Here is a 24,494-nt window from a genome sequence, read left to right on the forward strand (position 1 = left end):
AGAAAAGCTCTATGGAAAATATGCAGCTTTCACTGTTAACGGCGCTCTTTGGCGGCAAGCCTTCCGGCGACGCGCTCGTTCTGGAAAAAACGCTTAATGATGACGGTGAGGCGCAGACAAACCCGCAAGGCTTCTTTTCGTTTCTTCAGGGGTTGCTTTCCGCAACGCCAGACGCTGATGAACAAACTCTTAATGCGCCAGAGGGCGCGGCGGCAAAAAAATCCTTTCACGGACTGAATGCCGAAAAGCTCCGGGCGCTGCTCGCAGATACGGCTTCTGAGGCTGGCGCTGAGACCGGCGATCTCGAAATCGCTGCTGCACGCTTCGAAGCGTTGCCGGTGACGGCATTGCCGGCCGAGGCGCCCGCCGCATCCGACATTATCTCGCGTCTTTCTGATGGCGGCGCCCTTGCCGAAACGCCGCTCTCCGGCGCTAAGGCCAAGGAAGTCCTTGCACCAGTCGCGACCGCCGAAACGGCCCTGCCCATCGCTGCAGCAGCTCCATTTGCCGGCGATGCGAATACGCCTCAAGGAACAGCGCCTGCGGCCATTGCATCTGCATCACCTAGCCCAGCAACCGTCGCGCCGGCGGCGGAAGGACCACCGGCTGCGCCTTCTCCATACCGGCCGCTCGTTACTGAAGACGCTCCTGCAGAGGCGCGTTTACCCGATAACGAAGGGGACGAGCGAGGCTTGCTGGTCCGGACCGCCAAACCCGCTCACGCTGCGGCGCCCGCGGAAATCATGGACCAAGCCGCGACGGTTGTCGCCGCCAAACCGGGCCAAGCGCAGCCCGCTGCGAATCCCGGCGCTCCTATCGAAGCCGAAACCGTCGCTGTCGATATTGTCGAAGCGGACATGCTTCCCGAGCCGGGAATGGGGGATAGAGAAACCCGCGCAGACGATCTTTTCAGCCGCGCGCCCCAGAACATGTCTTGGAAAACGACCAGCGGCCCTGCAAACGCCAGCGCCAATGCGGTCGCCGCGCTTACAGAACACGCCTCGCCCGATGCGCTGGCCCATTCGGCCGTGACGCGCGACGAAGCGGCAGGCGCTACGGAGATCGAACGGGTGGTTACAGCTCGCACGGAAGCCGCGGTCCATGCGGCCGAGCGCAATGCGCATCTTGCGCCCATGCGCGACCAGATTATCGCCGCCGTGGCGGCGCGGCCCGGCGACTCCCGTCTTGAAATCCGTCTCGACCCGCCGGAACTCGGCCGGGTCATGATCGGGTTTGAAAAAGACGGGACGGACATTGTGAGGGCGGTTGTGACGGCGGATTCGCCGGATACGCTCGATCTCATGCGGCGCAATGCGGATGTTTTCCAGCGCGCGCTCGAACAGCAGGGTTTTTCCAATCTCGACCTTCACTTCGCGGACAAAGGCGCGCGTGAACATTCGGGAGAATCCGCAGGCGAAACGCCTCGCTTGTTCTCTCTGGCGGAGGATGGCGCTGTCACCGCCGCCGCGTCATCGCAACATCAGGGCCTCGTGAACGGCCGTCTCGACCGCCGGCTTTAGGCCGGACTTCAAGGAAACTTCTCATGCAGGCAGCACAGACCGTTACGCCGAACACGCAGCAAACCGGAGCGTCACAAAGCGCCTCCGCCAAGAGCCAGGGCAATGAAGCGCTCGAGTCGGTCGATTTCCAGAATTTTCTGGTGCTGCTGACCGCGCAATTGCGCAATCAGGATCCCTTAAACCCGGCGGATTCGACCGAGTTCGTGGCGCAGCTCGCCCAATTCAGCTCCGTCGAGCAGCTCGTCAATGTCAACAACAAGATCGACAAGCTCGCTTCGGCGCTGGTCGCCGAAGGCATCGACAAATACGCCGGCTGGATCGGAAAACAGGCCGAGGTCATTTCTTCGCCTACTTATTTCGACGGGGAGACGCCGGTGGGCTACCGCCTTTCAGGCAATAGCCAAGCGGTCTCCGTTCAGACGGTCATCACCAATTCCGCTGGCAATGAGGTGGCGCGGTTCACGTCGCTCAATGGCGCCATGGCGCAAAGCTGGGACGGAAAATTGAATAATGGCGACCCCGCTGCGCCCGGCGTTTACGCTGTGACCGCGGTCTACTACGACAGCAAGAACAACAGCATTGGCAAAGAGATCGCCAACACCTTCGGGACCGTGCAGGCGGTGCGTCTCGATGGCGAGAATCCTTATCTCGTTCTCGATGGCGGCGTCGAGCTGACGCCGGACCAGGTGACCGGCCTCGGCCAGTAAGCGCGAACAAAATCCAGAAAACGATTTTCCGGCCCCGTGATCTGATCGCGGGGCCTTTTTCAATCGGTGGCGGAAAAGATTTCAGGCTTTGAGATTTCTCGAAAGCGTTAGTAGCTTTGGATGCCAAGATCGAGAATAAGGACGTTCAGCGCCGCATCGCCCATAATCTCGCGGCTCGTTTCGAGAAGCGCGGACTTCATATATTCCATTTTGTCCACGTCTTCGAGCATCTGCGGCAGCATGTCTTCGCCAGCGAGCGCAAGCAGACGCGTCAGCAGCGCGTCGCGCAGGCGCGGCTCCAGAGAATAGGCGCTTTCGTTCAGGGAATTGTCCACCTCGATATTGATGTCGAGAATGACCATGGATTTCGGTTTGCCGCGGCGCATTACGGGAATGACGAACTGGCGGCTGAATTTCATATAGGTGACGCCGCCGACATCCTCGTCGGCGCCGTGGCCGCCGCCTTTCTTCTTTTTGTCTTTGCTGTGGCCGTCATCCGCCTCAGCATGGGCCGCTTCCTTGTCGCCGCTGCCTTTCGCCATCATGGATTTGGCGAAAAAGCCGCCGCCGCCGCCGACAAGGCCGGCGACGACAATGATGATGATGGGAAGCAGCTTCTGAAGCATGTCGAGGCGTCCTTTTAGAAGGGCGAGATCATGTCGATGATCTGCTGGCCGTAGCGGGCGCGCTGCATGTCGGAAATCTGGCCGCGGCCGCCATAGGAGATGCGCGCGTCTGCGATCTTGTCATAGGTGATGGTGTTGTTGCGCGCGATATCCTCAGGACGGACGATGCCCGCAACGAGGAGCTCGCGCAGCTCATAATTCACCCGGATCTCCTGACTGCCTGAAATGGCGAGGTGGCCGTTCGGGAGTTCGTTGATGACGGTCGCCGCGACGCGCAGCGTGATCTTCTCCTCGCGTCTGATCTGGCCGTCGCCCGAGGAGTTCGTGGTGGAGCTTGTGCCGATGGCGGGATTGAGCGTTGCGCCGTTCGGCAGCAAATCTTCCGCGAGCGAGTTCAGTCCGAAAAAGTTCGACACCGACATGTCGTCGTCGGATGAGCGAGAACGCGTCGTCGAATTCCTGATTTCCGCCTCTTCATCGATCTCGATGACCACGGTGACGATGTCGCCTTGCGAGCGCGCGCGGCGGTCGCCAAAGAGCGAGGAGGGGCCTTGCCGCCACAGCGAGGCGGTGGTCGCTTTCGCTTCCGTTGGGGAGACGGCTTTGGGCGGTACGTCATAGCGCCGCGGATCGGGCATGGGCATGGGATTGCGCATGTCGCCCACGGGCGACATGGAGGGCGGGTTGAACATATGATCCGTACGCGAGGCGCAAGCGCCTAAAGCGAGCATCGGAACCGTCAGAAGAAGCAGTTTTCTGGTCATTGGGTAACCGCCTTGTTCGGGCCGGTGATCACGGCCGTCAGAATGATCTTGGAATTGAGGTTCATGATCCGCACGCGGTCGCCGACAGCGCCAGCGTCGAGCGCGCGGCCTTCGGTCATAATCATCAGCGGCCCGCGCACGAATTCCAGTTGCACGATGGCGTTGCGTTCGACAACGGTCGGCGGACCCACATCTTTCGGCGACAGTTTCATCCCCTTGTAGACGGAGCGTTTGAGTTCCGCGCCCACATAAAGGTCGAGCGCCGACGCATCTCCGCTGTCGAGAGACAAGTCGGAGGCGTGAAGCACGGTTCCGGCGCGTAAGTTCTCGGCGGCGCTGACGGCGGCTGGCTTTTGCTCCACCGGCATGACCGAGGTCATGAGCAGGTCGTTTTCCGTGCGCGGCGCCTGCGGTGATACGGCCGCCACCTGTTCCTGCGCGCTTGCGGGCGCAAGGCACGCCGCAAACAACGCCAAAGCTGAAATAATGCGTTTCATGGGTCTACCGGATCTGCGTTGTGGAGCCGAGCATCTGGTCGGCCGCGGAAATCACTTTGGAGTTTAGTTCGTAGCCGCGTTGCGCCTCGATAAGGTCGGCGATCTGCGCGACGACATCGACGGAGCTCTCCTCGAGGAAACCCTGGCGAATGGAGCCGCGGCCGTCGAGGCCGGGCTCGCCCGGTATAGGCGCGCCAGAGGCTTGCGTTTCCCGGAAGAGATTGCCGCCCATGGCTTCGAGGCCCTTTTCATTGACGAAGAGGGTAAGGACGATCTCGCCGATCTGCTGGCCGTCCGTCTGGCCGTCGAAATAGGCGAACACCTCGCCTGAATTGTTGATGGTGATCGAGCGCGCATCCTGCGGGATGGTGATGTCGCCGGCGAGCGGATAGCCCTCATTCGTAACGATCAGGCCTTCGCCGGTTTTCTTGAAGGTGCCGTCGCGGGTGTAGGCCGGATCGCCGGAGGGCAGGGTCACTTCAAAGTAACCGGCGCCTTCGACCGCGAGATCGAGATCGCCGCCGGTCTGGCGAAGGGAGCCTTGCGCGTGGTTGACGGAAATTGCTGCGGTCCTGACGCCGAGGCCAAGCTCGACGCCCGCCGGCGCCACAAGGCCCGTCGATGACGAGATCGCGCCGGGCGCGCGCAATTGCTGATAGTGGAGATCGGCGAATTCGGCGCGCCGCGCGTCATAGGCGGTGGTGCTCATATTCGCGATGTTGTTCGACACGACTTCGACGCGGGTCTGTTGCGCGTCCATGCCGGTGGCGGCGATTCTCAAAGCTTGCATGTCATAGCCTCCTTACATTCGCGCCTTTACAGCTTTCTCATGGCGTCGACAGTTTTCTTGATCCGTTCATTCTCATCCTGCATGAGCTGCTGGTTGAGTTCGTAGGCGCGCTGCACCTCGATCAGACGCGAGACCTCGATCACTGCATTGACGTTCGATTCTTCGATGAAGCCCTGGCGGAGTTTCGGAAACTCAACGGCCTGGTATTCCTCATCCGTGCGGAAGAGATTGTCGCCCTCGCGCGCGAGCGAGGTTTGCGGCGCCGTGACAAGTCCGAGCTTGCCCACGGGCGCGCCGTCGGCGGCGATGGTGCCGTCCTGGGCGATGGTGATGTTCGTTGCGCCCACGGGAAGGGCGACGGGCGATCCGCCGTCGCCGAGAACGCGGTTGCCGTCCTGCGTCACCAGCTGCCCTTCTGCATCCATCAGGAAGCTTCCCTGACGGGTCAGGCGTTCGCCGCGGGACGTTTCGATCAGGAAATAGCCGTCGCCTTCGATGGCGATGTCGAAAGGCGCGCCGGTGCGCGTTAGGGAGCCTGGCGTCGCATCGAAAAACCGGCCGGCGACATTTGTCTGCGAGAGGCTGCGATCCTCTTGCTCCAGACGCTGCACATATTCCGAAAAAAGGTAGCCTTCGCGTTGATAGCCTGCGGTCGACGCATTCGCGATGTTGTTCGCGATGGAGTTGAGCTCCTTCATGAGCCCGGCCTGTTTCGATAGCGCCGTGTAGATCGAATTGCTCATCGTGCGTCTCCTGTCGCGGGGTCGAGGCCGCGCTCCATGAAGTCTGTTTCTTTTTTCACCCCGGCGGCGTAATCGGCGAGAATGTCGATGGCGCGCACGCTGACGGCGGGCGCGGTCTTGAACATATGCGCAAGGGCGGCGAGGGTTTCGGGGTCATCGGCGAGCGCTTCGCGTACGGAAGGCGGCAAGGATGCGGCCCCGGTATTGAGCGACGCGAGCGCGGCGCGGGATGCGGCGGCCTTTTCGCGTTCTTTTTTCGGCACGGCGTCGAACGCCTCGGCGGCGAGCGACCAGTCGCCGGCGCGCCAGGCGGTGTTGGCGAATTCATTGTCGCCGTCGCCGCGGCGGAGCGATGCTTTGATAAGCGCGATGGTTCCCGCACGGTCGTTCAGGCGTTCATGGGCTTTGGCGGCGACGACGCCGAGATCGGCGCTCATGGCGCCTTCATCGGCGATTTTCAGCGCGGCGTGGGGATCGCCGCTGTTGAGACGGGAAAGCGCGCGCACGGCGTCCGCGTCGGCGCGCCATTTTTCCGGCGCGCCCTGCAGCGCTTCGTCAACGAGATCATTGGCGCCATAAGCGGCGAGTTCGCGCGCCACGGCCACATTGAGATCGCCATTGTCCTGCGTATCGACAAAGTCACGGTAGTGGAAGAAAGCCGAGACGGCGGCGAGGCGGGTTTTGGCGTCCGCCATCAGCCCGTTCATGATGAAGGATTGGGCGAGGGCGCGGCTCGCGCTTTCTGCGCCGGGCGCGGCCCCGGCGGCGGTTTCGAGAACGGCGATGCCTTCGCGCATGCGTCCCGCAGCGACAAGCGCTTTCGCCCCGGTGAAGGAGGCGCGCGCCTCGGCGAGGGATGTGTTCCGGCGCCCGCTCTGCGCGGCGACATCGTCGAGGAAGCCTTCATAGGCGATATTGGCGCGCTTTTCATAATCCTCGGCGAGGATCGCCAGGGCGCGCGCCTGCAACGGCCCGGGCGTTTGCGCGATCTGTTTCAGTTCTTCGGTGATCACCGGCGCGGCGGCGGGCGCGCCACTCGCTTGCGCACCGGTCGCGGCGGCGCGGGCGCCTGCATCTTCAGCCGTTTCGTCGTCCGCGTGACCGGCCAGCGCATTTTCCATGATGGCGAGCGCCGGGCTGCGGTCGCGGCCGCGGGCGGCCTTAGCGATGGCATAGAATTCCCTGGCGATGGTCAGCTGATTGCGCTCGATGGCGTTGAGGCCGAGCCATTCTGCGAGCACAGCGCGCAATTCTTTGGTGATCGGCTTCAGCGCCGCAATATGTGCTTCCTGCATGGGGGCGACGCGGTCGTCGTCCACCGCCGCGGCGGCGGCGTAAGCGAGTTCGCCAAACGGCCCGCACGCGCGATAAGGCGCAAGTTCCGCGGCCGCCTGGCGGCGCGCGCCGGCGCCAAGATCGGAAAGACCGGCGGCCATGCTCATATTGTGATCGCCGGCGCCGCGAGCGGACGCGATGGCGGCGGCTTCCTCAAAAAAGCCGATATGAATGTAAGCAAGGGCGAGCGTGGCGGCGATGTCCTGGCGGTCGTCTTCGTGGAGGCTGGCGTCGAATCTCTGGCGCAGATTGGAGATCGACGAAAAATCAAGAACGCCGTCTTCCGGTTCATGGAAGAGCGACGGGTCGACGCAATGCTTGCTGACCTGTTGATCGGCGGGGATCAGCGATTCCGGCGGCCCATTCGCCAGCGAAGGTCGTTCCGGCTCATTCTCCTCATGATCTTCAGTCGGCGCCGCTGCGTGTTCCGCCAGGGGCGCTGCGTGAGGATCGGGGGAGGGCGTTGTTTCCGGCGGCGCCGGCGTATGAGCGGCTGGCGTCGCCTCGATGGCGGCGTGTTTTTCGCCGGCTTCTTTTTCATCGTCGATCTTGAGTTGCACAACGCCCTGATGGCGAGCCTCGGCGAGAAGCGCGATCATGCGGTCGCGGGCGGCTTTCATGGATTCAGGCGTCGCCGAAATGGTGTTGCGCGCCGCTTCGGAAACCGGCTCGGGGCTTTCTTCCTCTTCCGTCAGGGCGACCGGGGCGTTGTTGAAAATATCGATGACAATTGAGTTTCCGGCGCTTTTCGACGTGCGCACCGGACAGTCGCAGGTGAGCGACAACACCAGGGCGCGGGTTTTTTCATTATCGATGATGCGCGCATTGAGGACGCGATGCGCCTTGCGCTTGTCGAGGATGTCGGAAAGCTCGAAGGAGTAATCCTTGCTCGGAAAGGTGATCTCGATCTTCCGGTCCGAAGTGGCGATTTTCCAGTCATCCGGCGCTTTCGGGATCACAAGGCGGGAATAGTCCCCATGCTCGCCCGCGCGCACGGTAAGAACGTCCTCCGCGGCGGCGGGGACGGCGAGAACGGCGACAAGAAAAAGCGAAAGAAGCGCGCGGATCATGCGGCCTCCTTCTTCAATTGCTTCAAGGCCTCGTCCATATCGGCGAAGCCGGGGCGGTCATGGCCCGGAATATTGCGGCGGGCGACCTCGATGCACATTTGCGGCGTGTGCATCTGAAGGTGCGCGACAATGCATTCGCGGATGAGATTGTAAAAGCGCTGTTCATGTTCGTTGACCGCCATGATGCGCGTCGCCAGGGGTCCGACGAGACTGTAGGCGAGGAACACGCCGAGAAACGTCCCGACCAGTGCGCCGCCAATCATCTGGCCCAGAACTTCCGGCGGCTTGTCGATGGACGCCATGGTCTTGATGACGCCGAGCACCGCCGCGACGATTCCGAGGGCGGGCAGAGCGTCGGCGATGCTTTGCAAGGCGTGACCGCCATGCAGGCTTTCATGGTGCATCGCCTCAAGCTGTTTTTCGAGAAGATCCTCAACCTGATGCGGATTGTCGAAATTCATCAGGATGGAGCGGATTGTGTCGCAGATGATGTCGCTTGCGTCGTGATCTTTGGCGATTTTGGGATAGCGCTGAAAAATCGTCGATTCCGCCGGATTTTCGATATGCGATTCCGCCTGGACCGGGCTTTCCTTTGCGACGCGCAAGAGCTCGTACATCAGGCACAAAAGATCCTGATAGTCTTTCTTTTTCCATTTGGGACCCGACAGCGCTTTCACGACATCGCCGCCCGCCTGTTTGATCGTTCCAAAGTCGTTGCTGACAAGGAAAGCGCCGACGGCTGCGCCGCCGATGATCATCAGCTCGTAAGGCAAAGAATGGAGAATGATCTCCATTTTGCCGCCGGCGATGATATAGCCGCCGAAGACCATGCCGAGCGTCAGAACAATGCCTAGAATGGGACCCATGAATTACGCGCCTGAAACGTGAACAAATTTAGCTGCCCGCTTAACCATTCATTTCACGAAGAAGTTAATCTTCGCTGAAATTAGGCGAGTTCATTGGCGGGGTTTATTGATCCGTCTGGTTACGGTTCGCGAGAATGACGCTAACGAGATACGCCTTCTGGGCGTCCATATTTGCAACAACGAGGGCCGCCTGTTCACTATTCATTGACGAAATCAGGCCGGCGGCGAATTTCGCGTCCATCTCGTTGATGATCTGGCCGGCCTGGGCGGGCTTCATCCCTTCATAGATCGCCGCAAGTTTTTGAATGTCGGCGTTGCGGGCGTCTTTGACGACCGTGATTTTCTCTTGCAGCTTTTCATTCGCGTCTTCAAGCTCGGCGAGGCGCTTGTCGATTTGCGCTTCATAGGTTTTTAACTCCGCCTCGCGGTCGGCGATGGCGAGTTCTCGCGTGTCGAGCGAATACATGCGGTCTTTCACCGCAGCGGCGAGGTCGCCATCGACACAGGACGCGACCCCGGCGAGATCGCCCGCTTGAGGCATGCCGCCGGGTTTCGCCGTCGCTTCCGACGCCATGACGGCGATGCGGCCGGCGAAAGAGCCGAAAAACATCAGCCCAAGGACTAAGAGCGCTCTCGTTTTCATGCTTACCCGGCGATTTTTTTCATTTTGCGCTGGTTGCGCGCCTGCATCAGCGCAGCCGTTACCTTGGTGACGGGTTTGGCTTTGGCTCTTGCAGTTCTCGAGACGGGTGCATCCTCGTCGTCATCGAGATAGGAAATGTTGTCGTCATCGTCCTTGCCGTTGGGAACCATGCGCGAGCCGGGCCCGTCGGGATCGGGATTGTCCACCAGGAAGAAATCGATCTGTTCGTCGAGACGCTCCTGCAGGGCTTTCGCCTTGGAAAGGCGCTCTTCGAGTTCTGCGCCGGCCTTGCCGGAAGCTTCGCTGACATCGCGGATCGCAATTTCCGCAAGCTCGGAAATGACGTCGATCATTTCGGTCAGCTGCGGCAGGATATCTTTTGTCTCCTCGATCAGCGGCGTCAGCTCGTTGATGCTTTCCGCGCTCGATTCCTTGGCGAGCGTCACCGTGGCGCGGGCCTGATCGACCGTGTGCGACATGGTGGCGATCGTCGCGCCGAGGCCTTTCTCCGTGCTCTTCAAGGCTTCCAGCTTGCGGCTGAGGATGAAACAGTAAAATGTCGCGGCGCCTGATGCGGCGAGCAACATAAAGTCAATGATCATCTCCATTAGAGAGCCCCTTAGGTTAGTACGAATTCTGTGATGAGGACGTTCGTCACCGATGCGTCCGGAACGATGACGCGAATGCGCCGGAGGATTTGCGCGCGCAAGCGCGACATGGAAGAAGGATCTTCAAGCACCGTGTGATCGACGGAGCGCAGATAGGTGTTAAGGACGTCCTGAACGTAAAAACCGTTTTCAAGAAGGCTCGCGGCGCCTTCCTCGTCGGTTTCGAACACCAGCGACACGCGCAGATGTTTCGAACGCCCGATCGGCTGGATTGAAATCACCATGGGATCGAGCACGAGAAACGTTGCGTGCTCTGAATGTTGAACGGCGCCGATGGGTTTGACGCTGGATTGCGCAGCGTCGTCGCCGCCATGACCGCCGCCATGCCCCTTGTCGGCTTTCTTCTTTTTCTTGTCGTCCTTTGCGCCGCCGTGATCTTCGGTTTCGCATTCCTCAATCACAGGCTCGCCATCATGTTCGTTTGCAGCATCAGCATGGTCCTCGCCATGAGACTCTGCTTCGCCGTGATCTTCACCATGTTTTTCCGCGCCGTCTTCGGCGCCGATGCAAGCGGGATTGACGTTTTTGGCGCCAGGCGTCAGGACGAAAGCCGCACCGCCGGCGACGCCTGCGGCCGCCACGGCCGCAATGGCCATGGGAATAAGCCCCAATTTCTTGCCTTTCGGCTGCGCGTCCTCTTCTCCAGCATCTGTTTCCAGATCGCTGAGATCGAGGTCGAGCGCTATGGGCGTGACGTCTGACAAAAGCGGCGCACCTTCAGATTGCAGGGCGCACCATATACAACCAGACGTAAACGGTTATTTAATCAAAGCCCCGGAAATTAACCAAGAAATTTCAGGAATGCGTTTTCAGCGCATCTCCAAACACCGGTGGCCTTCGTATGTTCAAACTCGCCTCTGTCTGGAATGAAATGTCGCTCTCGCGCAAGGTCATCCTTGTGGGCGTGCTCGTGGGGACGCTGATCGTTTTCTCCTCGGTCATGACCATGGCGACCAAGCCCAGAATGGCCTTTCTTTACGGCGGTCTCGACGCTTCCGCGGCGGGCGACGTGCTGAGCGCGCTCGAAACCATGGATGTGGATCCGGAGGTGAGAGGCGATGCGATCTACGTCCCCGAACATCGCCGCGACGCCTTGCGCATGGCGCTCGCCCGTCAGGGCCTGCCGCAGCAGGGCCAGCCGGGGTTCGAATTGCTTGACGAATTAAACGGCTTTGCAACGACTTCGGAAATGTTTGACGCCGCCTATTGGCGCGCCAAAGAAGGCGAACTCGCCCGCACCCTGCTGGCGACGCCGGGGGTGAAGTCGGCCCGCGTTCATATTGCGGTTCCGAAATCATCGTCTTTCGCCCGCCGCCGGCGCCCGCCGACCGCCTCCGCGACCATCACCATGAGCCGCGGGCGTCTCGATATGCAACAGGCCATGGCCATGCGCTATCTGATCGCGCTCGCCGTGCCGGATATGGAGGCCGAGCAGGTCGGCATTTTCGACAGCATCAACGGCGTGATCCTGAAACCGGGGGCCGGGGACCCGATCATCGACGCCGAGGGCGACAGCCTCGACCGCGAAACAAGGCTTGAATCGAACCTTATGAGCCTTCTCGAGGCTCGCGTCGGGCCCGGAAACGCCCGTGTTACGGTCTCTCTCGACATCGATCGCGAGCGCGAAACCGTCTCCGAGCGGATCCTCGACCCTGAAAGCCGGGTGATGATGGGCCGCGAGACGACGGACATGCAGCAGTCGGAGTCCGGTTCGGGCAACAATGGCGTCACAGTCGCCTCGAACCTGCCCGAAGGCGACGCCGGGGCTTCTTCGCAATCGAATTCCTCGCGCTCGGAAACCAACGAAACCACTCGCTTCGACATTTCAGAGGTCAACCGGCAACGCGAAAAACTGCCCGGCGCCATTTCCCGCGTCCATGTGGCGGCGCTTATCAATGACGCGCCGGGCGCAGACGGCGCGGCGCCGACGCCGCGCTCCGACGCCGAACTCGAATCGATCCGCGACCTCATCACCGCCGCCGTCGGCTTCGACGAAGCGCGCGGCGACATCGTGACCGTGAAGTCTATGCCGTTCCACGAATATGCGCCGGTCGAAACGCCTGAAGAGTCAGGCGGCATCATGCTCTGGGCGCAGCAGAACGTTATGTCGATCCTGCAGATCGTCATTCCGGCGCTGGTCGTCATCATTCTCGGCATGTTCGTTCTGAAACCGGTTCTGACCCAGGATATCAACGGCGCGACCACGCTTGCCGAAATCGGCATGCCCGAAGACATTGGCGTCGAGGCCGGCATGATCTCACGCTCGCCCTTGGAGGAACTGCGCGACCTGTCGACCTCCGACAAGGAAAAGACCGCGACACTCCTCAAAGAGTGGCTCGGCGAAACCGAGCGGGCGGCGTAAATGGGAAACGGCGCGCTACAGGCGAGCGAAAACGGCGCCGCAAAGGCCGTTCGCATCCCGTCCCTGCCAGGCCGGCAGCAACATGGCGGCGGTCAGCAGGTGGACACCAACTGTGACGCCTATAAAGCCGGCTATAACGCCGCCGCAGCAGACTTCCGCAGCGAACTCGCGGCGCAGGAAAACCGTCACGAAGAATTCGTCAAAAGCGTCGGCGACATGATCGCCGATATGGACGCCCGTTACCGCCAGGAGGCTTTGAGCCTCATCGAGCGGCTCTTTTCCGCTGTGGCGCCGTCGCTTGCAGTAAAATCCTCGCTCGCCGACATCATGCAGATCGTCGAACAGCATGCCGTGCACGGACATTCCGAACTCGATCTGCGCGCGCATCCGTCTCTGATCGCGCATTTATCCGCGGCCGATCAGAAGACGCTGAAAGAAACGCCGCTGGTGACCCTAAAGGCGGATGAATCCTGCGCCCCGGCGACAGTGGATGCGCAATGGAAAAAGGGCGGCCTCTACCACGATCCGGACGGCCTCATCGAAAATGTATTGAAGGCGCTGCGCGCAGAAACCGGCGCCGCTCAGGGAGACGGTCATGAGTGACAGAAACCAGCTTGCGGAAACCGAGCCTAGCGACGACGAAATTGTCGCGGACGTTCTCGCCGGCGGCGACGGCGGCGCGGGCAACCGCAATATTCTCGAACTGCCGGTGCGCATCGTCGTCTCCATCGGGTCGGCGCAGATCACCGTGCAGAAACTTCTTGAGATGACGCAAGACACCGTCATCGATCTCGAACAGCTCGTCGACGACCCTGTCGACATCTTTGTCGGCGACCGGCTGGTCGCGAAAGGCGAACTTGTCGAGGCGTCCAATAACGAAAACGGGATCGGCGTGAAGCTTCTCGAGATCGTTGGGATCGGCAGTTAAAGGGCGAACGGGCCGGCATGGGGCGTTTGAGGGTCATTATCGCATTGCTGCTCGCGCTGGCGGTTTTCGCCGGCGCGCCAGCCGCTGCGCAGGAGATCGCGCCGCAGCCTGACGCGCTTGGCGCGGCGGCGGAAGCCGCGGTCGCCGATGGCGGGCTGACGCGGCGCATCGTCCAGATGTTCCTCCTGGTGACGGTGCTCAGCCTCGCGCCGGGCATCGCCATGATGGTCACCTGCCTGCCGTTCATGCTGATCGTTCTGTCGATATTACGCCAGGGCGTCGGCTTGCAGCAGGCGCCGCCGAACATGCTGATCGTTTCCGTCGCGCTGTTTCTTACCTATTTCGTCATGGAGCCGGTGTTCAAGGACGCCTGGGCCGCAGGCGTCTCGCCGCTCCTGAATGGCGAAATCACCGAACAGGCCGCGTTCACTGAAATGATGCAGCCTTTCCGCATCTTCATGGAGGCGCGGGTCGATCCCGGCGCTGTCGATATTCTCGAAGACGCAAGGCCGCTTGAGACCGCGCCGGACCCGGACGGCATGACGCCATTGTCGCTTCTCGTTCCCGCCTTCGTACTCTCGGAAATTCAGCGCGCTTTCGAAATCGGATTCATCGTTCTTTTGCCGTTTCTGGTGATTGATTTGCTGGTGGCGTCGATCCTGATGGCCATGGGCATGATGATGGTGCCGCCGGCGGTTGTCTCCCTGCCGTTCAAGGTGGCGTTTTTCGTTCTGACCAATGGCTGGGTCGCCGTTTCCGGGGCGCTGGTTCGAGGGTATTCGTAATGTCGAAAGCCTTGCAGAAAATGGATCTGCGTGCGCCCAAGACGGAAGGGCGCAGCGAAATCCACATGGAGACCTGGTTCACCAGGGCCCATAAAGCCGCGATCGTGCTTGCGTCCTTAAGCGCGGAAGCCGCCGCTGAAATCGTCGATGAAATGTCCGACGACGAGCTCAGGAATTTCGCGAAAGCCTTTTCCGAACTCAAGACCGTGTCGCCGCAATTGCTGGAAGCAGTCGCCGAGGAATTTCTCGCGGCGGCAAGCAGTCCGGAACAAACCGATCTCTCCGGCGGCTCCGACGAGGCGCGACGCGTGTTGACGATGATGGCCAAGGAGGAACGGGCGGAGCGTATTCTCGCCGATATGGGCGGGGGCGGGGATTCCGCCGTCTGGACGCGGGTCGAAAAAGTCGATGACGAGGTGCTTGCGCAATATGTGCAGGCCCAGCGCATGCCCATCGCGGCGACGATCCTTTCTAAACTCTCTTATGAAAAAACGGCGGCCGTCCTGAACCTCGCCGACGCCGAATATTCCCAGAAAGTCCTGCTCGAAGTCGCGCGCAAGAAACCCTCTTCGCCGGACGCCATAGAAGCGATCGCCAATGTGCTCGAAGAAGAGCTTCTGAAGCCTGCACCCGGCGCCAGCGCGGAAGAAGAGGGCGATGAAGACGCCCCCGCCGCCGCCGCGCCGAAAGGCAACGCCGGGGCGAAGGTCGGCGAGATCATCAACTATCTTCCGGGCGTCAAGCGCGATGCGCTGCTGGAGCATTTCAAGCAGATCGATCCGGAAGTGGGCGCCGAAGTGCGCCGCGCGGTGCTGACCTTTGAAGAGCTTTATACGCGCATGCCTGCATCCGGCGCGACGGCGCTGCTGCGCGATCTCGATCGCGACGTTTTGCTGAAAGCCATCAAATATGGCGAGGGCAATGCGCCCGAGACGGTCGAATTCCTGTTCGGCAACATCTCAAAACGCATGGTCGAACAGTACAAGGAAGAGCTCGCGGAAATGGAAACGCCCTCCGAAGAGGATGGCGAAGGCGCGCAGCGGGAAGTGACCACGACGGTGCGCGAGCTTGTCGCCGCGGGCGAATTCAAACTGATCCCGCTGAAAGAGCCGGATGCGGAAGAAAGCGCCTAAGGCGCTAGTTTCGCCCGCACCCACAGCGGGAAAAATACATCACTTCTGTTGAATTCTTCAATATTTCCCAGTGTTGGTGAATAGTTATCCACCACCTTCGAAGCGGGTTTAATCTCTCTGCAATCGTCAACCCCGGCCACCGTCTCAAGGCAAACGCGTTGAGAGGCGCGCGGGCAAGCGGCGGTGAAATTTCAGGCGAGACGAAGAAGAAGAATGAACGGAGCAGAAAATGTTAAATGGCGCCACATCGCTCTGCAGCCCAGCAAATAGGGGGGCTCAAAACTGGCGGCGAGGGTGCGAAGGTCAGTTCAGAACGCCCGGCCAGTTTTCGTCGGCCTTGGCGATGAAGCTGGGAATGTCGGCCTCCCAGCGTTTTTGAATCTCGTTATTGTAGTTGAGGTAGAGTTTATCTTCGACAATCGTCCAGTTCATCGGATTGCCGCGCGCGGTGTAGTTCTGGGAGATCGCCCAGGCGCAATAGCCGCCATATTGCGGCGCGTATTTTTCCGGATCCGCCTTGAAAGCAGCGAGATTATCGGCAGAGGCGAAGCGCCACTGGGCGCCGTTATAGTCGGCCGCAAAGTTTTTATCGCCTTTCACCGGCTCGCCTTCGGTGAAATAGGCGACGGGGTCATAGCCATCAACAGCGAGATTGGAAAACCGTCCCGTATAAACCGGATCCTCGGCGAAGGCGGCGGCTGGCGCAATTGCTGCGACAAGGAAAGCAACGGCGGCGAGGCTGTTGCGGGCGAAAGATTGAAACATCGGGCGGCTCCATCTGTGCGGCGCTCACCCATAGCGCGCATGGCGCGCCCCCGGCAAATCACATGCGCTCACGGCGGCGGGAGCGGATCAGTTCTTTTTGCCGGCCTTCTCGCTGCCGTCGGTTTCGGGAAAGCTTTCCACATGAAGCGTGCGGGTCGGATAGGCGAAGTCGATTCCTTCCTCCTCGAACGCCTGATGGATGTTGAGAAGAACCTCGTGATTGGCGTCCATAAAGACGCCATAGGCGCGGTCTGTCACCCAGAAGACAGTTTCGAAGTTGATGGAGCTGTCGGCGTATTCTTTCAGATGCGAACGGTCAAAGCGTGTGTTCTCCGAATCCTCGACCGCTTTTTTGATAAGCTCAGGGATGCGGCGAAGCTTCTCGTGCGGCGTCTGGTAAAGAACGCCGACGGTGAACCGGGAGCGCCTTTCGTCCATACGCCGATAGTTGCGGATTTCCTTGTCGAGCAATTGCGAATTGGAGACAATGATTTCCTCGCCGCTGAGAGAACGGATGCGCGTCGTCTTCATGCCGATCCGTTCCACGTCGCCGAGATATTCGCCATCATCGAAGGTGATGAAATCGCCGCGCAGGAACGGCTGGTCGAAGACGATGGCGAGAGAAGAGAAAAGGTCCTTGAAGATGCTCTGCGCCGCAAGGCCGATGGCGATGCCGCCGACGCCAAGGCCGGCGATCAACGCCGTGATCTCGATGTCGAGATTGGAAAGGATCATCAGGAGCGCAATCGTCCATACGCCGATGGCGACCAGCGTTTTGATGAGGTTAACCGCGTTGGTGAGAACGCCGGAGCGCTCTGCGCGCGAATGCGCATAGCCGACGATGCCTGCGGTCAGGAGTTCTTTCGCCCAGGCTGCCGCCTGAAGAATGCCGATGATGATGGCGATGGTGCGGGCGTAAACGCCCCAGCCTTCGGGGATAACGGGAAAAAACGGCGCAACAAGCGCCGCGGAGACAACGAGCAGGAAGAAGCTGGAGGTTTTGCTGACGAGGCGCGCGGCGATATTGTTGATGGCGTAATAGTCTTTTTTCTTCCGGCGGATGAAGCCGGCGATGACGGCGCGCGCAATCCTGAGGACGAGAAAGACCGCAATCCAAGCGCCCAAGGCGATGGAGAATTCCGACGCATTCGCCTGTATCCACGCCCAGCCTTCTTCAAGGCGCGGGCGGATATTCTCCATGAAACTATCCACTTCGCCGGCGGCGTCTTCGGCCGCCTCCTTGGCTTTTTCTCCGGCGCCTCCATTTTGCGGCGTTTGGGCGGAAAAGCTGGCGAACGGGTTCATGACAACGCGTCTTCCTTGCTGATTCGGGGATATGGCGGATGGCTCGCTAAGCGAACAGGCGCAAAGGCCAATTGTTCCGCCGCTTTTCAGATGGGGTTCGGCGCCGCAGCGATGCGTGATAAGAAAGGCGAGGGACTGGCGGCGCGCCGGGCAGGGCAGGCGAAGGAGCGGGATATGGTGAAGGGGCCTTTAGCAGGATTGATCCTTGCGGGGAGCATGTTTTTGGCGGGCGCGGGCCTCGCGGCGCCGGCTGATGATCTCCACGCTCTCTTTGACGACTACTGGGCGAATGAGATGGAGGAAAATCCGTTCAGCGCCACCAGCTCGGGCGTTTCCGGCTATGACGACAAGGTCCCAAGCGTGACGCCGGAAGATCAGGAGCGCCGCCAGGCGGAGGCTCAGGAGTTTTACGACCGTCTCCAGGCCATCGACCGCGATGCGCTCGAAAAAGAAGACGCGCTGAGCGCCGATCTTCTGGCGTTCATTCTCGAGCACGACCTTGCGCTCGGGGAGTTCGACCGCTGGCGCATTCCATTTCTCGCCGATACCGGCTTCCACACCAATTTTGGCTATGTGGTCGGCGCGACAAGCTTCCGCACGGAAGCGGATTATGAAAATTACATCGCCCGCCTGAAAGGTCTGCCTGGCTATCTCGATCAGCATGTGGAGAACATGCGCCAGGGCCTCGCCGACGGCTTCACCCAGCCGAAGGAGATCTTGCCCTATATCCTGCCGTCCTTCGAGGCGCAGGTGAAGGACAACGCCGCAGCGCATCCGTACTACAGGCCTTTCGTGCAAATGCCGGCGTCAATCTCGGCGCGGCGGCAGGCGGCGCTGCGCCAGGAAGCGCGCGATGTTCTGGAGACGCAAGTCATTCCCGCTTTCGCGCGTCTCGCCGGCTTCATGAAAGACGAATATATGCCCGGCGCGCGCGACACGCTCGGCGCTTACGATTTGCCGAACGGACGGGAATATTACCGCGCGCTGGTCAAGTATTACACGACCCTCGACACGGTGACGCCGGAAAGCATTCATGCGCTGGGCCTGAAAGAAGTCGCGCGCATCCGCAAGGAAATGGCCGGCGTCATGGCGAAGACCGGCTTTAAAGGCGATTTCAAGACATTCATCGAATTTCTGCGCACGGACGAGCAATTCTATCCGGAAACGCCGGAAGATCTTCTCGAACGCGCGGCCTGGATCGCCAAGGATATTGACGGGCGCCTGCCCGCTTATTTCGGCAAGCTGCCGCGCCAGCCCTATTCCGTGGAGCCTGTTCCGGCGGAAATCGCGCCGAATTACACCACCGGGCGCTATGTGGGCGCGCCGCTGGGCGGGACGCGTGGCGGACAATATTGGGTCAACACCTACGCGCTCGACAAACGCCCTTTTTATGAAATGACGGCGCTCACCCTGCATGAAGCCGTGCCCGGCCATCATCTGCAAAGCGCGCTCTCGCTCGAGATCGAAAACGCGCCGGAATTCCGCAAGGATTTTTATCCGCATGCGTTCGGTGAGGGCTGGGGGCTTTATTCGGAAAAGCTCGGCGTCGAGATGGGCGTCTATGAAACGCCCTATGACGATTTCGGACGGCTCTCCATGGAGATGTGGCGCGCCTGCCGTCTCGTCATCGACACCGGCATTCACGCGAAAGGCTGGACGCGAGAGCAGGCGATGGACTATCTCGCCGAGAATACGGCGCTTTCGCTGCACAATGTTCAGACCGAGGTCGACCGCTACATCGCCTGGCCGGGACAGGCGCTCGCCTACAAGATGGGCGAGCTGACGATCTGGGAGCTCCGGCGCAAGGCGGAGCGCGAGCTTGGCGCCGATTTCGATATTCGCGAGTTTCACGATGCGGTGCTGACCGGCGGCGGCCTGCCGCTCGATATTCTCCGGGTGCGGATCGATGAGTATATCGCCGAAGTGAAAGCCCGGCCGAATGAGTGACCCGATCGCGGTTCCGGTTGTTGAAACGGAAAGATTATTATTACGCGGCCGGCGGCTGGCCGATTTTGACGCCATCGCCGCAATGTGGGGCGATCCTCGCGTCACGCGCTTTATCGGCGGCAAGCCGCGCCCGGAAGAGGAATGTTGGACGAAGTTTCTCCGGGATGCGGGCCTCTGGGCGCATCTGGGTTTCGGCTATTGGGTCGTTGAGGAAAAAGCGACTGGCGCCGTCGTCGGCGAAATCGGTTTCGCCGATTACAAGCGGGAGATGACGCCGTCCATCAAGGGATTCCCGGAATTCGGTTACTCCCTTGTTCCGGCGGTTCACGGCAAGGGTTACGCGAGCGAGGCGGGCAAGGCGGCCGTCGCATGGGGCGATCAGAATTTTTCTGCGCCGCACATGGTCTGCATCATCACGCCGGAAAATGCGCCATCCATAAGAGTGGCTGAGAAATGCGGATTCGAGATAACTGGCGCTGCGATCTATCATGGCGATAAGATTGTGGTGCTTCACCGGCCAATAGCGTCGCGGTCATGAGTCTGGGGCGAAAGCATCTTTGAACCGTTCGCGCAAAGCTTGCTTTTGCACTTTACCCATGGTGTTGCGGGGAAGGGCGTCGAGGCGGAAGAATTTTCGCGGCCGTTTGAATTTGGCGAGCGACGAAAGCGCGGCGAAAAGCGCATTATCGTCCGGCGCGTCGGCTTCTGCGACAATGACGGCGACGACACCTTCGCCCATATCGGGATGGGGAACGCCGATCACGGCGCTTTCGCCGACGCCTGGAACCGCGTCGAGAATCTGCTCGATTTCGATGGGATAGATATTGAATCCGCCGGCGATAATGAGGTCTTTTTCCCGGCCCACAAGAGTTAAGCGGCCTTCGCCGTCAAGCGTTCCCACGTCTCCGGTCTTGAACCAGCCGTCGGATGTGAAAGCTTCTTCCGTCTTGTCCGGTTTTTTCCAATAACCGGCGCAGATATTCGGGCCTTTGACTTCGACTTCTCCGGGCGTGTCTTTTTCACCGGCGATACGCACCGAGACGCCGGGGAGTGCGAAGCCAACCGTACCGGCGATGCGCTCGCCGTCTAGCGGGTTCGACGCGATCATGCCGGCTTCCGACATGCCGTAGCGTTCGAGAATGCGATGGCCTGTTCGCGCCTCGAAGGCGTTGAACGTTTCGACGGTCAGCGGCGCCGATCCGGAAATGAAAAGCCGCATAGTGGCGCAGTCCGGTTTGCCGAAATCATTTTCAGCAAGGAGGCGAGAATAAAAGGTTGGCACGCCCATCATGACGGTCGCTCGCGGCAGCTGGCGGCGCAACTCGGCGACATCGAATTTAGGAAGGAAAAGAATCTCACAGGCGCTCAACATCGCTGTATGCAACGCCACAAAGAGGCCGTGGATGTGAAAGATTGGCAACGCATGGAGCAGCACGTCTTCGCTGGTGAATCCCCAAAGCGCGTTCAGCGTCTTGGCGTTCGATGAAAGATTCTCATGGGTCAGCATCGCGCCCTTGGACCGGCCGGTGGTTCCCGAGGTGTAAAGAATGACTGCGAGATCGTCTCTTGAGCGCGAAGCAATATCCTTGACAGGCGCCGCCGCCTTCATGGCGTCAGCGAGTGTTCCATCGCCTCTGGCGCCCATCGTCAGCACATGAGCGACTCCCTGTTCCTTAGCGACCGGCGCCAGCGGTTGTTCTTTGTCCGGCGCGCAGACGAAAATCTTCGGTTCAGCGTCGCCGAGAAAATAGCTGACCTCTTCAGGCGTATAGGCGGTGTTCAAAGGCACATAGACGAGCCCCGCTCGCATCGCGCCAAGATAGAGCGCGACATTTTCCGGAGACTTTTCGACCTGGACGACAATACGGCCGCCGGGCTTTGCGTCATGCATCAGCAGCGCGCCGGCCATCTTGGCGGAAAGCGCATCTATCTCGCCATAGGAAATTCGGCGCCCGCCGGGCAGGGTTAATAAGGGGCGTTCTGGCTGCGCTGTATATGCGCCTTGCAGCGCTGCAAAGAAATTTTCGTTCGCCATCACGCCTGTTTAGGCGGTTTGGTCGTCCATGGCGAGAGGCGAGCCATTGGGTAAAAAGAAAGTTTCGGGATCGAGCGCATGCATGGCTTCATACTGACTGAGGAAAACTCGGCCCGTCAAATGGTCGAGGAAATGCGTGCGCTTCAGCCGGTCCATGACTGGGCCTTTCACTTCGGAAAGATGGAAGGTGACGCCGGCGTCTTTCAGCCGTTCGTTGATGGCTTCCAGACTTTCAAGCGCACTCGTATCGATCTCGTTTACCGCTGAACACATGAGAACAATATGCTTTACTGCCGGGGAGTCGGCTGCAAGGCCCAACAGCCTGTCTTCGAGAACCCGCGCATTGGCGAAGAAAAGATTGCCGTCCATACGCAAGGAGACAACGGACGGGCTCGTGACGACGTCATGACGTTTGATGTTGCGGAAATGCTCAGTGCCCGGCACCTGGCCGACAATGGCGCTATGAGGCCGCGAGGCGCGATAGAGAAGCAAAAGGATGGACATGGCGACCCCGGCGACGACGCCGGTTTCGACGCCAAAGAAAAAGACTCCGCCGATGGTGATCGCCATCGCCGTGAAGTCGCTTTTCGAGTAGGCCCAGGTCTCGCGAATGATGCGGATGTTTACCAGCGACAGGACGGCGACGATAATCGTCGCAGCGAGCGTCGCTTGCGGCAGATAATAAAGCAGCGGCGTCAGGAAAAGCGCAGCCAGCGCGATGCCGAGCGACGTGAAGGCGCCGGCCGCAGGCGTCCTGGCGCCCGCATCGAAATTGACGACGGAGCGCGCGAAGCCGCCGGTCACCGGGAAACCGCCGCTGACGCCGGCGGCGAGGTTCGACGTGCCAAGACCGATGAGTTCCTGATCGAGATCGATGCGCTCGCGCCGTTTGGCGGCGAGGGTCTGCGCCACCGACACTGATTCCACATAGCCGATAATGGCGATGAGAAACGCTGCGCCGGCAAGCTCGGACCATAGGCCCGCATCGAACCGCGGCATGCCGAGAGGCGGCAGCCCGCGCGGAATGTCGCCCACGATGGCGACGCCTTTCGCATCAAGACTGAATGCGGCGACCACAGCCGTGGCGCCGATGACGGCGAGCAGGGGGCCCGCCTTGGCGATGGCGGCGGCAAGGCGCTCTTTAAGGCCCACTGCGCGCAGAAGCTTTTTCAAATAGGACCGTGTGAGAAAGAGAAACAGGATCGATGCAGCCCCAATAACGAGGGTGATCGGATTGGTTTGCGCAACGTGACTGGCGAGGCTTTGAAGAATGGCGAGCAGGTTTTCGCCATGGGCGGAGATGCCGAGGATGTGTTTCATCTGGCTCGCGGCGATCAGAATGCCGGACGCAGTGATGAAGCCGGCGATGATCGGATGGCTCAGAAAATTGGCGAGGAAGCCAAGCCGCGCAAGGCCCAGCACCAGCAAGATCAATCCTGTGATGACGGCGAGCACGGCCGCGGCAGCGATATACTCAGGCCCGCCGGTTTCGACGATGCGCCCGACGGCCGACGCCGTCATGAGAGAGACAACGGCGACCGGGCCCACTGCGAGCGTGTTGCTCGTACCGAACACAGCATAGGCGATCAGCGGCGTCATCGAGGCGTAAAGCCCGACTTCAGGCGGAAGCCCTGCAATCATCGCATAGGCGAGCGACTGCGGGATCAGCATGATCGTGACGATCACCGCGGCGAGCGCGTCATCGGCGAACAGCGAGGCGGAATAAGACCGGCCCCAACGCAGGATCGGAAAATAGCGGCTCAGCATGGCGGCGCCTTATGCAGCTTTGACCTTGGAAAGCGGTTTCGGTTCGGCGAGCCATTCATGCCCGCGCAGCATCAGCCGCCAATATATGGCCGGCAGCATCTTTTCCTTCAGGAACCAGGCGAGTTGCGTCGGTTTCGTGCCTTTGACGAGCCAGTTCGGGAAGGTCGGCAGGAGTTTGCCGCCATAGCCGAATTCAGCGAGCACGATCTTGCCGCGCTCAACGGTCAAAGGGCATGAGCCGTAACCGTCATAACCGGCCGTCAGTTCGCCGCCATCGACAAACGATAGCGAATTTTCCGCGACCACCGGCGCCTGCTTGCGCACAGCGGCGGCGGTTTTCGCATTCGGCGCAGAACAGGCGTCGCCAAGGCCAAAGACATTCGGATACTTCTTGTGCTGTAGCGTATATTGATCGACGTCGATCCAGCCCGCCTGATCGGCGAGGGGGCTGGCGCTGATGAAATCCGGCGCCGTTTGCGGCGGACAAACATGGATCATGTCGTAGTCGCGCTCGATAATGTCTTCCGCATTGCCGCTGGTCTTTTTGAACCGGGCGATCTTTTTTCCGGCGTCGATGGAAATGAGGTTTTCGTTGAAGTTCAGGCCAATCCCATAACGCTCCACATATTTCATCAACGCGGGAACGTAATCGGCGACGCCGAAGAGAACGCCCCCGGCGTTGCAGAATTCAACCTTGATGTTTTCAAGGACGCCCCGGCGGCGCCATTCGTCACAGGAAAGATACATCGCCTTTTGCGGCGCGCCGGCGCATTTGATCGGCATTGGCGGCTGGGTGAAAAGCGCCCTGCCGCCGACCAGATTATGCACCAGCTTCCAGGTGTAGGGCGCAAGATCGAAACGATAGTTTGAGGTCACTCCATCCTTGCCGAGCGCGTCTTTTAAGCCCTCGACTCCGTCCCAGTTGAGGTTGATCCCCGGCGAGGCGATGAGAACGTCATACTCGACGGTCTTGCCGTCGCTGAGGATGACGCGGTTTTGGTCCGGTTCGAATTCCGCGACCGCACCTTTGATGCGCTCCACATTGTCGGGCAGCACATGCCCCAGCGGCTTGATAGTCTGCTGCTGGTCGAAGACGCCGCCGCCCACCAGAGTCCAGCCGGGCTGATAGTAATGAATATCCTGCGGCTCGATAATTTTGATTTTGACTTTGGGGCGCCGCTTTAAAAGGCTGGCGGCGGCGGATACGCCGCCCGCGCCGCCGCCGATAATTACGAAAG

General features: G+C 60.4%; 23 protein-coding genes and 1 pseudogene. 9 read left to right on the plus strand and 15 right to left on the minus strand.

The features are described 5' to 3' along the window. Positions 1–11: 11 nt before the first annotated feature. Positions 12–1,520 carry a flagellar hook-length control protein FliK gene (locus tag ACQY5P_RS17780; protein WP_428408210.1) on the plus strand — a complete coding sequence of 503 codons (1,509 nt, stop codon included), beginning with the start codon at positions 12–14 and terminating at the stop codon, positions 1,518–1,520. Positions 1,521–1,543: 23 nt separating this feature from the next. Next, positions 1,544–2,227: a flagellar hook assembly protein FlgD gene (locus ACQY5P_RS17785; RefSeq protein WP_428408211.1), complete on the plus strand. Its 684-nt coding sequence runs from the start codon at positions 1,544–1,546 to the stop codon at positions 2,225–2,227. A gap of 107 nt (positions 2,228–2,334) precedes the next feature. Here ACQY5P_RS17785 and ACQY5P_RS17790 read toward each other — a convergent pair whose 3' ends face one another. The 10 genes from ACQY5P_RS17790 to ACQY5P_RS17835 all read right to left on the minus strand — a co-directional run bounded on the left by ACQY5P_RS17790 (position 2,335) and on the right by ACQY5P_RS17835 (position 10,933). Beyond that, the gene (locus ACQY5P_RS17790) at positions 2,335–2,853 is read right to left on the minus strand and encodes a hypothetical protein (RefSeq protein ID WP_428408212.1); all 519 of its coding nucleotides are present in this window, start codon (positions 2,851–2,853) and stop codon (positions 2,335–2,337) included. A 14-nt stretch (positions 2,854–2,867) separates the two neighbouring features. Beyond that, positions 2,868–3,617 (minus strand): flagellar basal body L-ring protein FlgH, encoded by a 750-nt coding sequence (gene flgH, locus ACQY5P_RS17795; protein ID WP_428408213.1) that lies wholly within the window; start codon positions 3,615–3,617, stop codon positions 2,868–2,870. After that, a complete protein-coding gene (gene flgA, locus ACQY5P_RS17800) occupies positions 3,614–4,114 on the minus strand; it encodes a flagellar basal body P-ring formation chaperone FlgA (RefSeq protein ID WP_428408214.1) in 501 nt (166 codons plus the stop codon). The genes flgH and flgA overlap by 4 nt, the downstream gene beginning before the upstream one ends. A gap of 4 nt (positions 4,115–4,118) precedes the next feature. Beyond that, positions 4,119–4,904 (minus strand): flagellar basal-body rod protein FlgG, encoded by a 786-nt coding sequence (gene flgG / locus ACQY5P_RS17805; protein ID WP_428408215.1) that lies wholly within the window; start codon positions 4,902–4,904, stop codon positions 4,119–4,121. 26 nt (positions 4,905–4,930) lie between these two features. Next, positions 4,931–5,647 carry a flagellar hook-basal body complex protein gene (locus tag ACQY5P_RS17810; protein ID WP_428408216.1) on the minus strand — a complete coding sequence of 239 codons (717 nt, stop codon included), beginning with the start codon at positions 5,645–5,647 and terminating at the stop codon, positions 4,931–4,933. Continuing rightward, entirely contained in the window at positions 5,644–8,052 is a 2,409-nt protein-coding gene (locus ACQY5P_RS17815) for a hypothetical protein (RefSeq protein WP_428408217.1), read from the minus strand. The genes ACQY5P_RS17810 and ACQY5P_RS17815 overlap by 4 nt, the downstream gene beginning before the upstream one ends. Continuing rightward, positions 8,049–8,918 carry a flagellar motor stator protein MotA gene (gene motA / locus ACQY5P_RS17820; RefSeq protein WP_428408218.1) on the minus strand — a complete coding sequence of 290 codons (870 nt, stop codon included), beginning with the start codon at positions 8,916–8,918 and terminating at the stop codon, positions 8,049–8,051. The genes ACQY5P_RS17815 and motA overlap by 4 nt, the downstream gene beginning before the upstream one ends. 103 nt (positions 8,919–9,021) lie before the next feature. Then, positions 9,022–9,561, minus strand: a complete 540-nt coding sequence (locus ACQY5P_RS17825; protein ID WP_428408219.1) for a MotE family protein — start codon at positions 9,559–9,561, stop codon at positions 9,022–9,024. A gap of 2 nt (positions 9,562–9,563) precedes the next feature. Further along, on the minus strand, positions 9,564–10,169 hold the full coding sequence (locus ACQY5P_RS17830) for a hypothetical protein (protein ID WP_428408220.1): 606 nt from the start codon (positions 10,167–10,169) through the stop codon (positions 9,564–9,566). An 11-nt stretch (positions 10,170–10,180) separates the two neighbouring features. Next, complete coding sequence (locus ACQY5P_RS17835; RefSeq protein WP_428408221.1) at positions 10,181–10,933, minus strand: flagellar basal body-associated FliL family protein; 753 nt, start codon at positions 10,931–10,933, stop codon at positions 10,181–10,183. A 137-nt stretch (positions 10,934–11,070) separates the two neighbouring features. Between ACQY5P_RS17835 and fliF the strand changes: the two genes are divergently transcribed. Genes fliF through ACQY5P_RS17860 form a run of 5 tightly spaced genes read left to right on the plus strand, consistent with a single transcriptional unit; the run spans position 11,071 to position 15,437 of the window. Then, positions 11,071–12,591 (plus strand): flagellar basal-body MS-ring/collar protein FliF, encoded by a 1,521-nt coding sequence (gene fliF / locus ACQY5P_RS17840; RefSeq protein WP_428408222.1) that lies wholly within the window; start codon positions 11,071–11,073, stop codon positions 12,589–12,591. Beyond that, on the plus strand, positions 12,592–13,194 hold the full coding sequence (locus ACQY5P_RS17845) for a hypothetical protein (RefSeq protein ID WP_428408223.1): 603 nt from the start codon (positions 12,592–12,594) through the stop codon (positions 13,192–13,194). Then, entirely contained in the window at positions 13,187–13,519 is a 333-nt protein-coding gene (locus tag ACQY5P_RS17850; protein ID WP_428408224.1) for a FliM/FliN family flagellar motor switch protein, read from the plus strand. The genes ACQY5P_RS17845 and ACQY5P_RS17850 overlap by 8 nt, the downstream gene beginning before the upstream one ends. Positions 13,520–13,536: 17 nt before the next feature. After that, positions 13,537–14,304, plus strand: coding sequence for a flagellar type III secretion system pore protein FliP (gene fliP / locus ACQY5P_RS17855; RefSeq protein WP_428408225.1), 768 nt, complete (start codon positions 13,537–13,539; stop codon positions 14,302–14,304). Further along, the gene (locus ACQY5P_RS17860) at positions 14,304–15,437 is read left to right on the plus strand and encodes a FliG C-terminal domain-containing protein (protein ID WP_428408226.1); all 1,134 of its coding nucleotides are present in this window, start codon (positions 14,304–14,306) and stop codon (positions 15,435–15,437) included. The genes fliP and ACQY5P_RS17860 overlap by 1 nt, the downstream gene beginning before the upstream one ends. Before the next feature lie 303 nt (positions 15,438–15,740). Here the strand turns inward: ACQY5P_RS17860 and ACQY5P_RS17865 are convergent, their stop codons facing one another. Together ACQY5P_RS17865 and ACQY5P_RS17870 are read right to left on the minus strand one after the other, a co-directional pair. Beyond that, the gene (locus ACQY5P_RS17865) at positions 15,741–16,202 is read right to left on the minus strand and encodes a YHS domain-containing (seleno)protein (RefSeq protein WP_428408227.1); all 462 of its coding nucleotides are present in this window, start codon (positions 16,200–16,202) and stop codon (positions 15,741–15,743) included. A gap of 87 nt (positions 16,203–16,289) precedes the next feature. Further along, entirely contained in the window at positions 16,290–17,507 is a 1,218-nt protein-coding gene (locus tag ACQY5P_RS17870) for a mechanosensitive ion channel family protein (RefSeq protein ID WP_428408228.1), read from the minus strand. A gap of 111 nt (positions 17,508–17,618) precedes the next feature. On the opposite strand from ACQY5P_RS17870, the gene ACQY5P_RS17875 reads away from it, so the two are divergent. Both ACQY5P_RS17875 and ACQY5P_RS17880 read left to right on the plus strand, forming a co-directional pair. Continuing rightward, the gene (locus ACQY5P_RS17875) at positions 17,619–19,454 is read left to right on the plus strand and encodes a DUF885 domain-containing protein (protein ID WP_428408229.1); all 1,836 of its coding nucleotides are present in this window, start codon (positions 17,619–17,621) and stop codon (positions 19,452–19,454) included. Then, positions 19,447–19,992, plus strand: a complete 546-nt coding sequence (locus ACQY5P_RS17880; protein WP_428408230.1) for a GNAT family N-acetyltransferase — start codon at positions 19,447–19,449, stop codon at positions 19,990–19,992. The genes ACQY5P_RS17875 and ACQY5P_RS17880 overlap by 8 nt, the downstream gene beginning before the upstream one ends. Here ACQY5P_RS17880 and ACQY5P_RS17885 read toward each other — a convergent pair. The 3 genes and pseudogenes from ACQY5P_RS17885 to ACQY5P_RS17895 all read right to left on the minus strand — a co-directional run. After that, complete coding sequence (locus ACQY5P_RS17885; protein WP_428408231.1) at positions 19,987–21,489, minus strand: AMP-binding protein; 1,503 nt, start codon at positions 21,487–21,489, stop codon at positions 19,987–19,989. The genes ACQY5P_RS17880 and ACQY5P_RS17885 overlap by 6 nt on opposite strands. A gap of 9 nt (positions 21,490–21,498) precedes the next feature. Next, positions 21,499–23,256, minus strand: a complete 1,758-nt coding sequence (locus ACQY5P_RS17890; RefSeq protein ID WP_428408232.1) for a SulP family inorganic anion transporter — start codon at positions 23,254–23,256, stop codon at positions 21,499–21,501. A gap of 9 nt (positions 23,257–23,265) precedes the next feature. Continuing rightward, positions 23,266–24,489: pseudogene (locus ACQY5P_RS17895) on the minus strand (NAD(P)/FAD-dependent oxidoreductase); the annotation flags it as partial. Positions 24,490–24,494: the final 5 nt, after the last annotated feature.

This window comes from Hyphococcus sp. (assembly GCF_965267305.1).
Classification (GTDB): Bacteria; Pseudomonadota; Alphaproteobacteria; order Caulobacterales; family Parvularculaceae; genus Hyphococcus.

Coding starts and splice junctions, on each gene's coding strand:
- flgA (WP_428408214.1), bottom strand. CDS start 4,114: ATGAAACGCATTATTTCAGCTTTGGCGTTGTTTGCGGCGTGCCTTGCG.
- ACQY5P_RS17845 (WP_428408223.1), top strand. CDS start 12,592: ATGGGAAACGGCGCGCTACAGGCGAGCGAAAACGGCGCCGCAAAGGCC.
- flgG (WP_428408215.1), bottom strand. CDS start 4,904: ATGCAAGCTTTGAGAATCGCCGCCACCGGCATGGACGCGCAACAGACC.
- ACQY5P_RS17815 (WP_428408217.1), bottom strand. CDS start 8,052: ATGATCCGCGCGCTTCTTTCGCTTTTTCTTGTCGCCGTTCTCGCCGTC.
- ACQY5P_RS17810 (WP_428408216.1), bottom strand. CDS start 5,647: ATGAGCAATTCGATCTACACGGCGCTATCGAAACAGGCCGGGCTCATG.
- ACQY5P_RS17870 (WP_428408228.1), bottom strand. CDS start 17,507: ATGAACCCGTTCGCCAGCTTTTCCGCCCAAACGCCGCAAAATGGAGGC.
- ACQY5P_RS17865 (WP_428408227.1), bottom strand. CDS start 16,202: ATGTTTCAATCTTTCGCCCGCAACAGCCTCGCCGCCGTTGCTTTCCTT.
- ACQY5P_RS17860 (WP_428408226.1), top strand. CDS start 14,304: ATGTCGAAAGCCTTGCAGAAAATGGATCTGCGTGCGCCCAAGACGGAA.
- ACQY5P_RS17880 (WP_428408230.1), top strand. CDS start 19,447: ATGAGTGACCCGATCGCGGTTCCGGTTGTTGAAACGGAAAGATTATTA.
- fliP (WP_428408225.1), top strand. CDS start 13,537: ATGGGGCGTTTGAGGGTCATTATCGCATTGCTGCTCGCGCTGGCGGTT.
- ACQY5P_RS17850 (WP_428408224.1), top strand. CDS start 13,187: ATGAGTGACAGAAACCAGCTTGCGGAAACCGAGCCTAGCGACGACGAA.
- ACQY5P_RS17790 (WP_428408212.1), bottom strand. CDS start 2,853: ATGCTTCAGAAGCTGCTTCCCATCATCATCATTGTCGTCGCCGGCCTT.
- flgH (WP_428408213.1), bottom strand. CDS start 3,617: ATGACCAGAAAACTGCTTCTTCTGACGGTTCCGATGCTCGCTTTAGGC.
- ACQY5P_RS17780 (WP_428408210.1), top strand. CDS start 12: ATGGAAAATATGCAGCTTTCACTGTTAACGGCGCTCTTTGGCGGCAAG.
- ACQY5P_RS17825 (WP_428408219.1), bottom strand. CDS start 9,561: ATGAAAACGAGAGCGCTCTTAGTCCTTGGGCTGATGTTTTTCGGCTCT.
- ACQY5P_RS17875 (WP_428408229.1), top strand. CDS start 17,619: ATGCGTGATAAGAAAGGCGAGGGACTGGCGGCGCGCCGGGCAGGGCAG.
- motA (WP_428408218.1), bottom strand. CDS start 8,918: ATGGGTCCCATTCTAGGCATTGTTCTGACGCTCGGCATGGTCTTCGGC.
- fliF (WP_428408222.1), top strand. CDS start 11,071: ATGTTCAAACTCGCCTCTGTCTGGAATGAAATGTCGCTCTCGCGCAAG.
- ACQY5P_RS17890 (WP_428408232.1), bottom strand. CDS start 23,256: ATGCTGAGCCGCTATTTTCCGATCCTGCGTTGGGGCCGGTCTTATTCC.
- ACQY5P_RS17785 (WP_428408211.1), top strand. CDS start 1,544: ATGCAGGCAGCACAGACCGTTACGCCGAACACGCAGCAAACCGGAGCG.
- ACQY5P_RS17885 (WP_428408231.1), bottom strand. CDS start 21,489: ATGGCGAACGAAAATTTCTTTGCAGCGCTGCAAGGCGCATATACAGCG.
- ACQY5P_RS17830 (WP_428408220.1), bottom strand. CDS start 10,169: ATGGAGATGATCATTGACTTTATGTTGCTCGCCGCATCAGGCGCCGCG.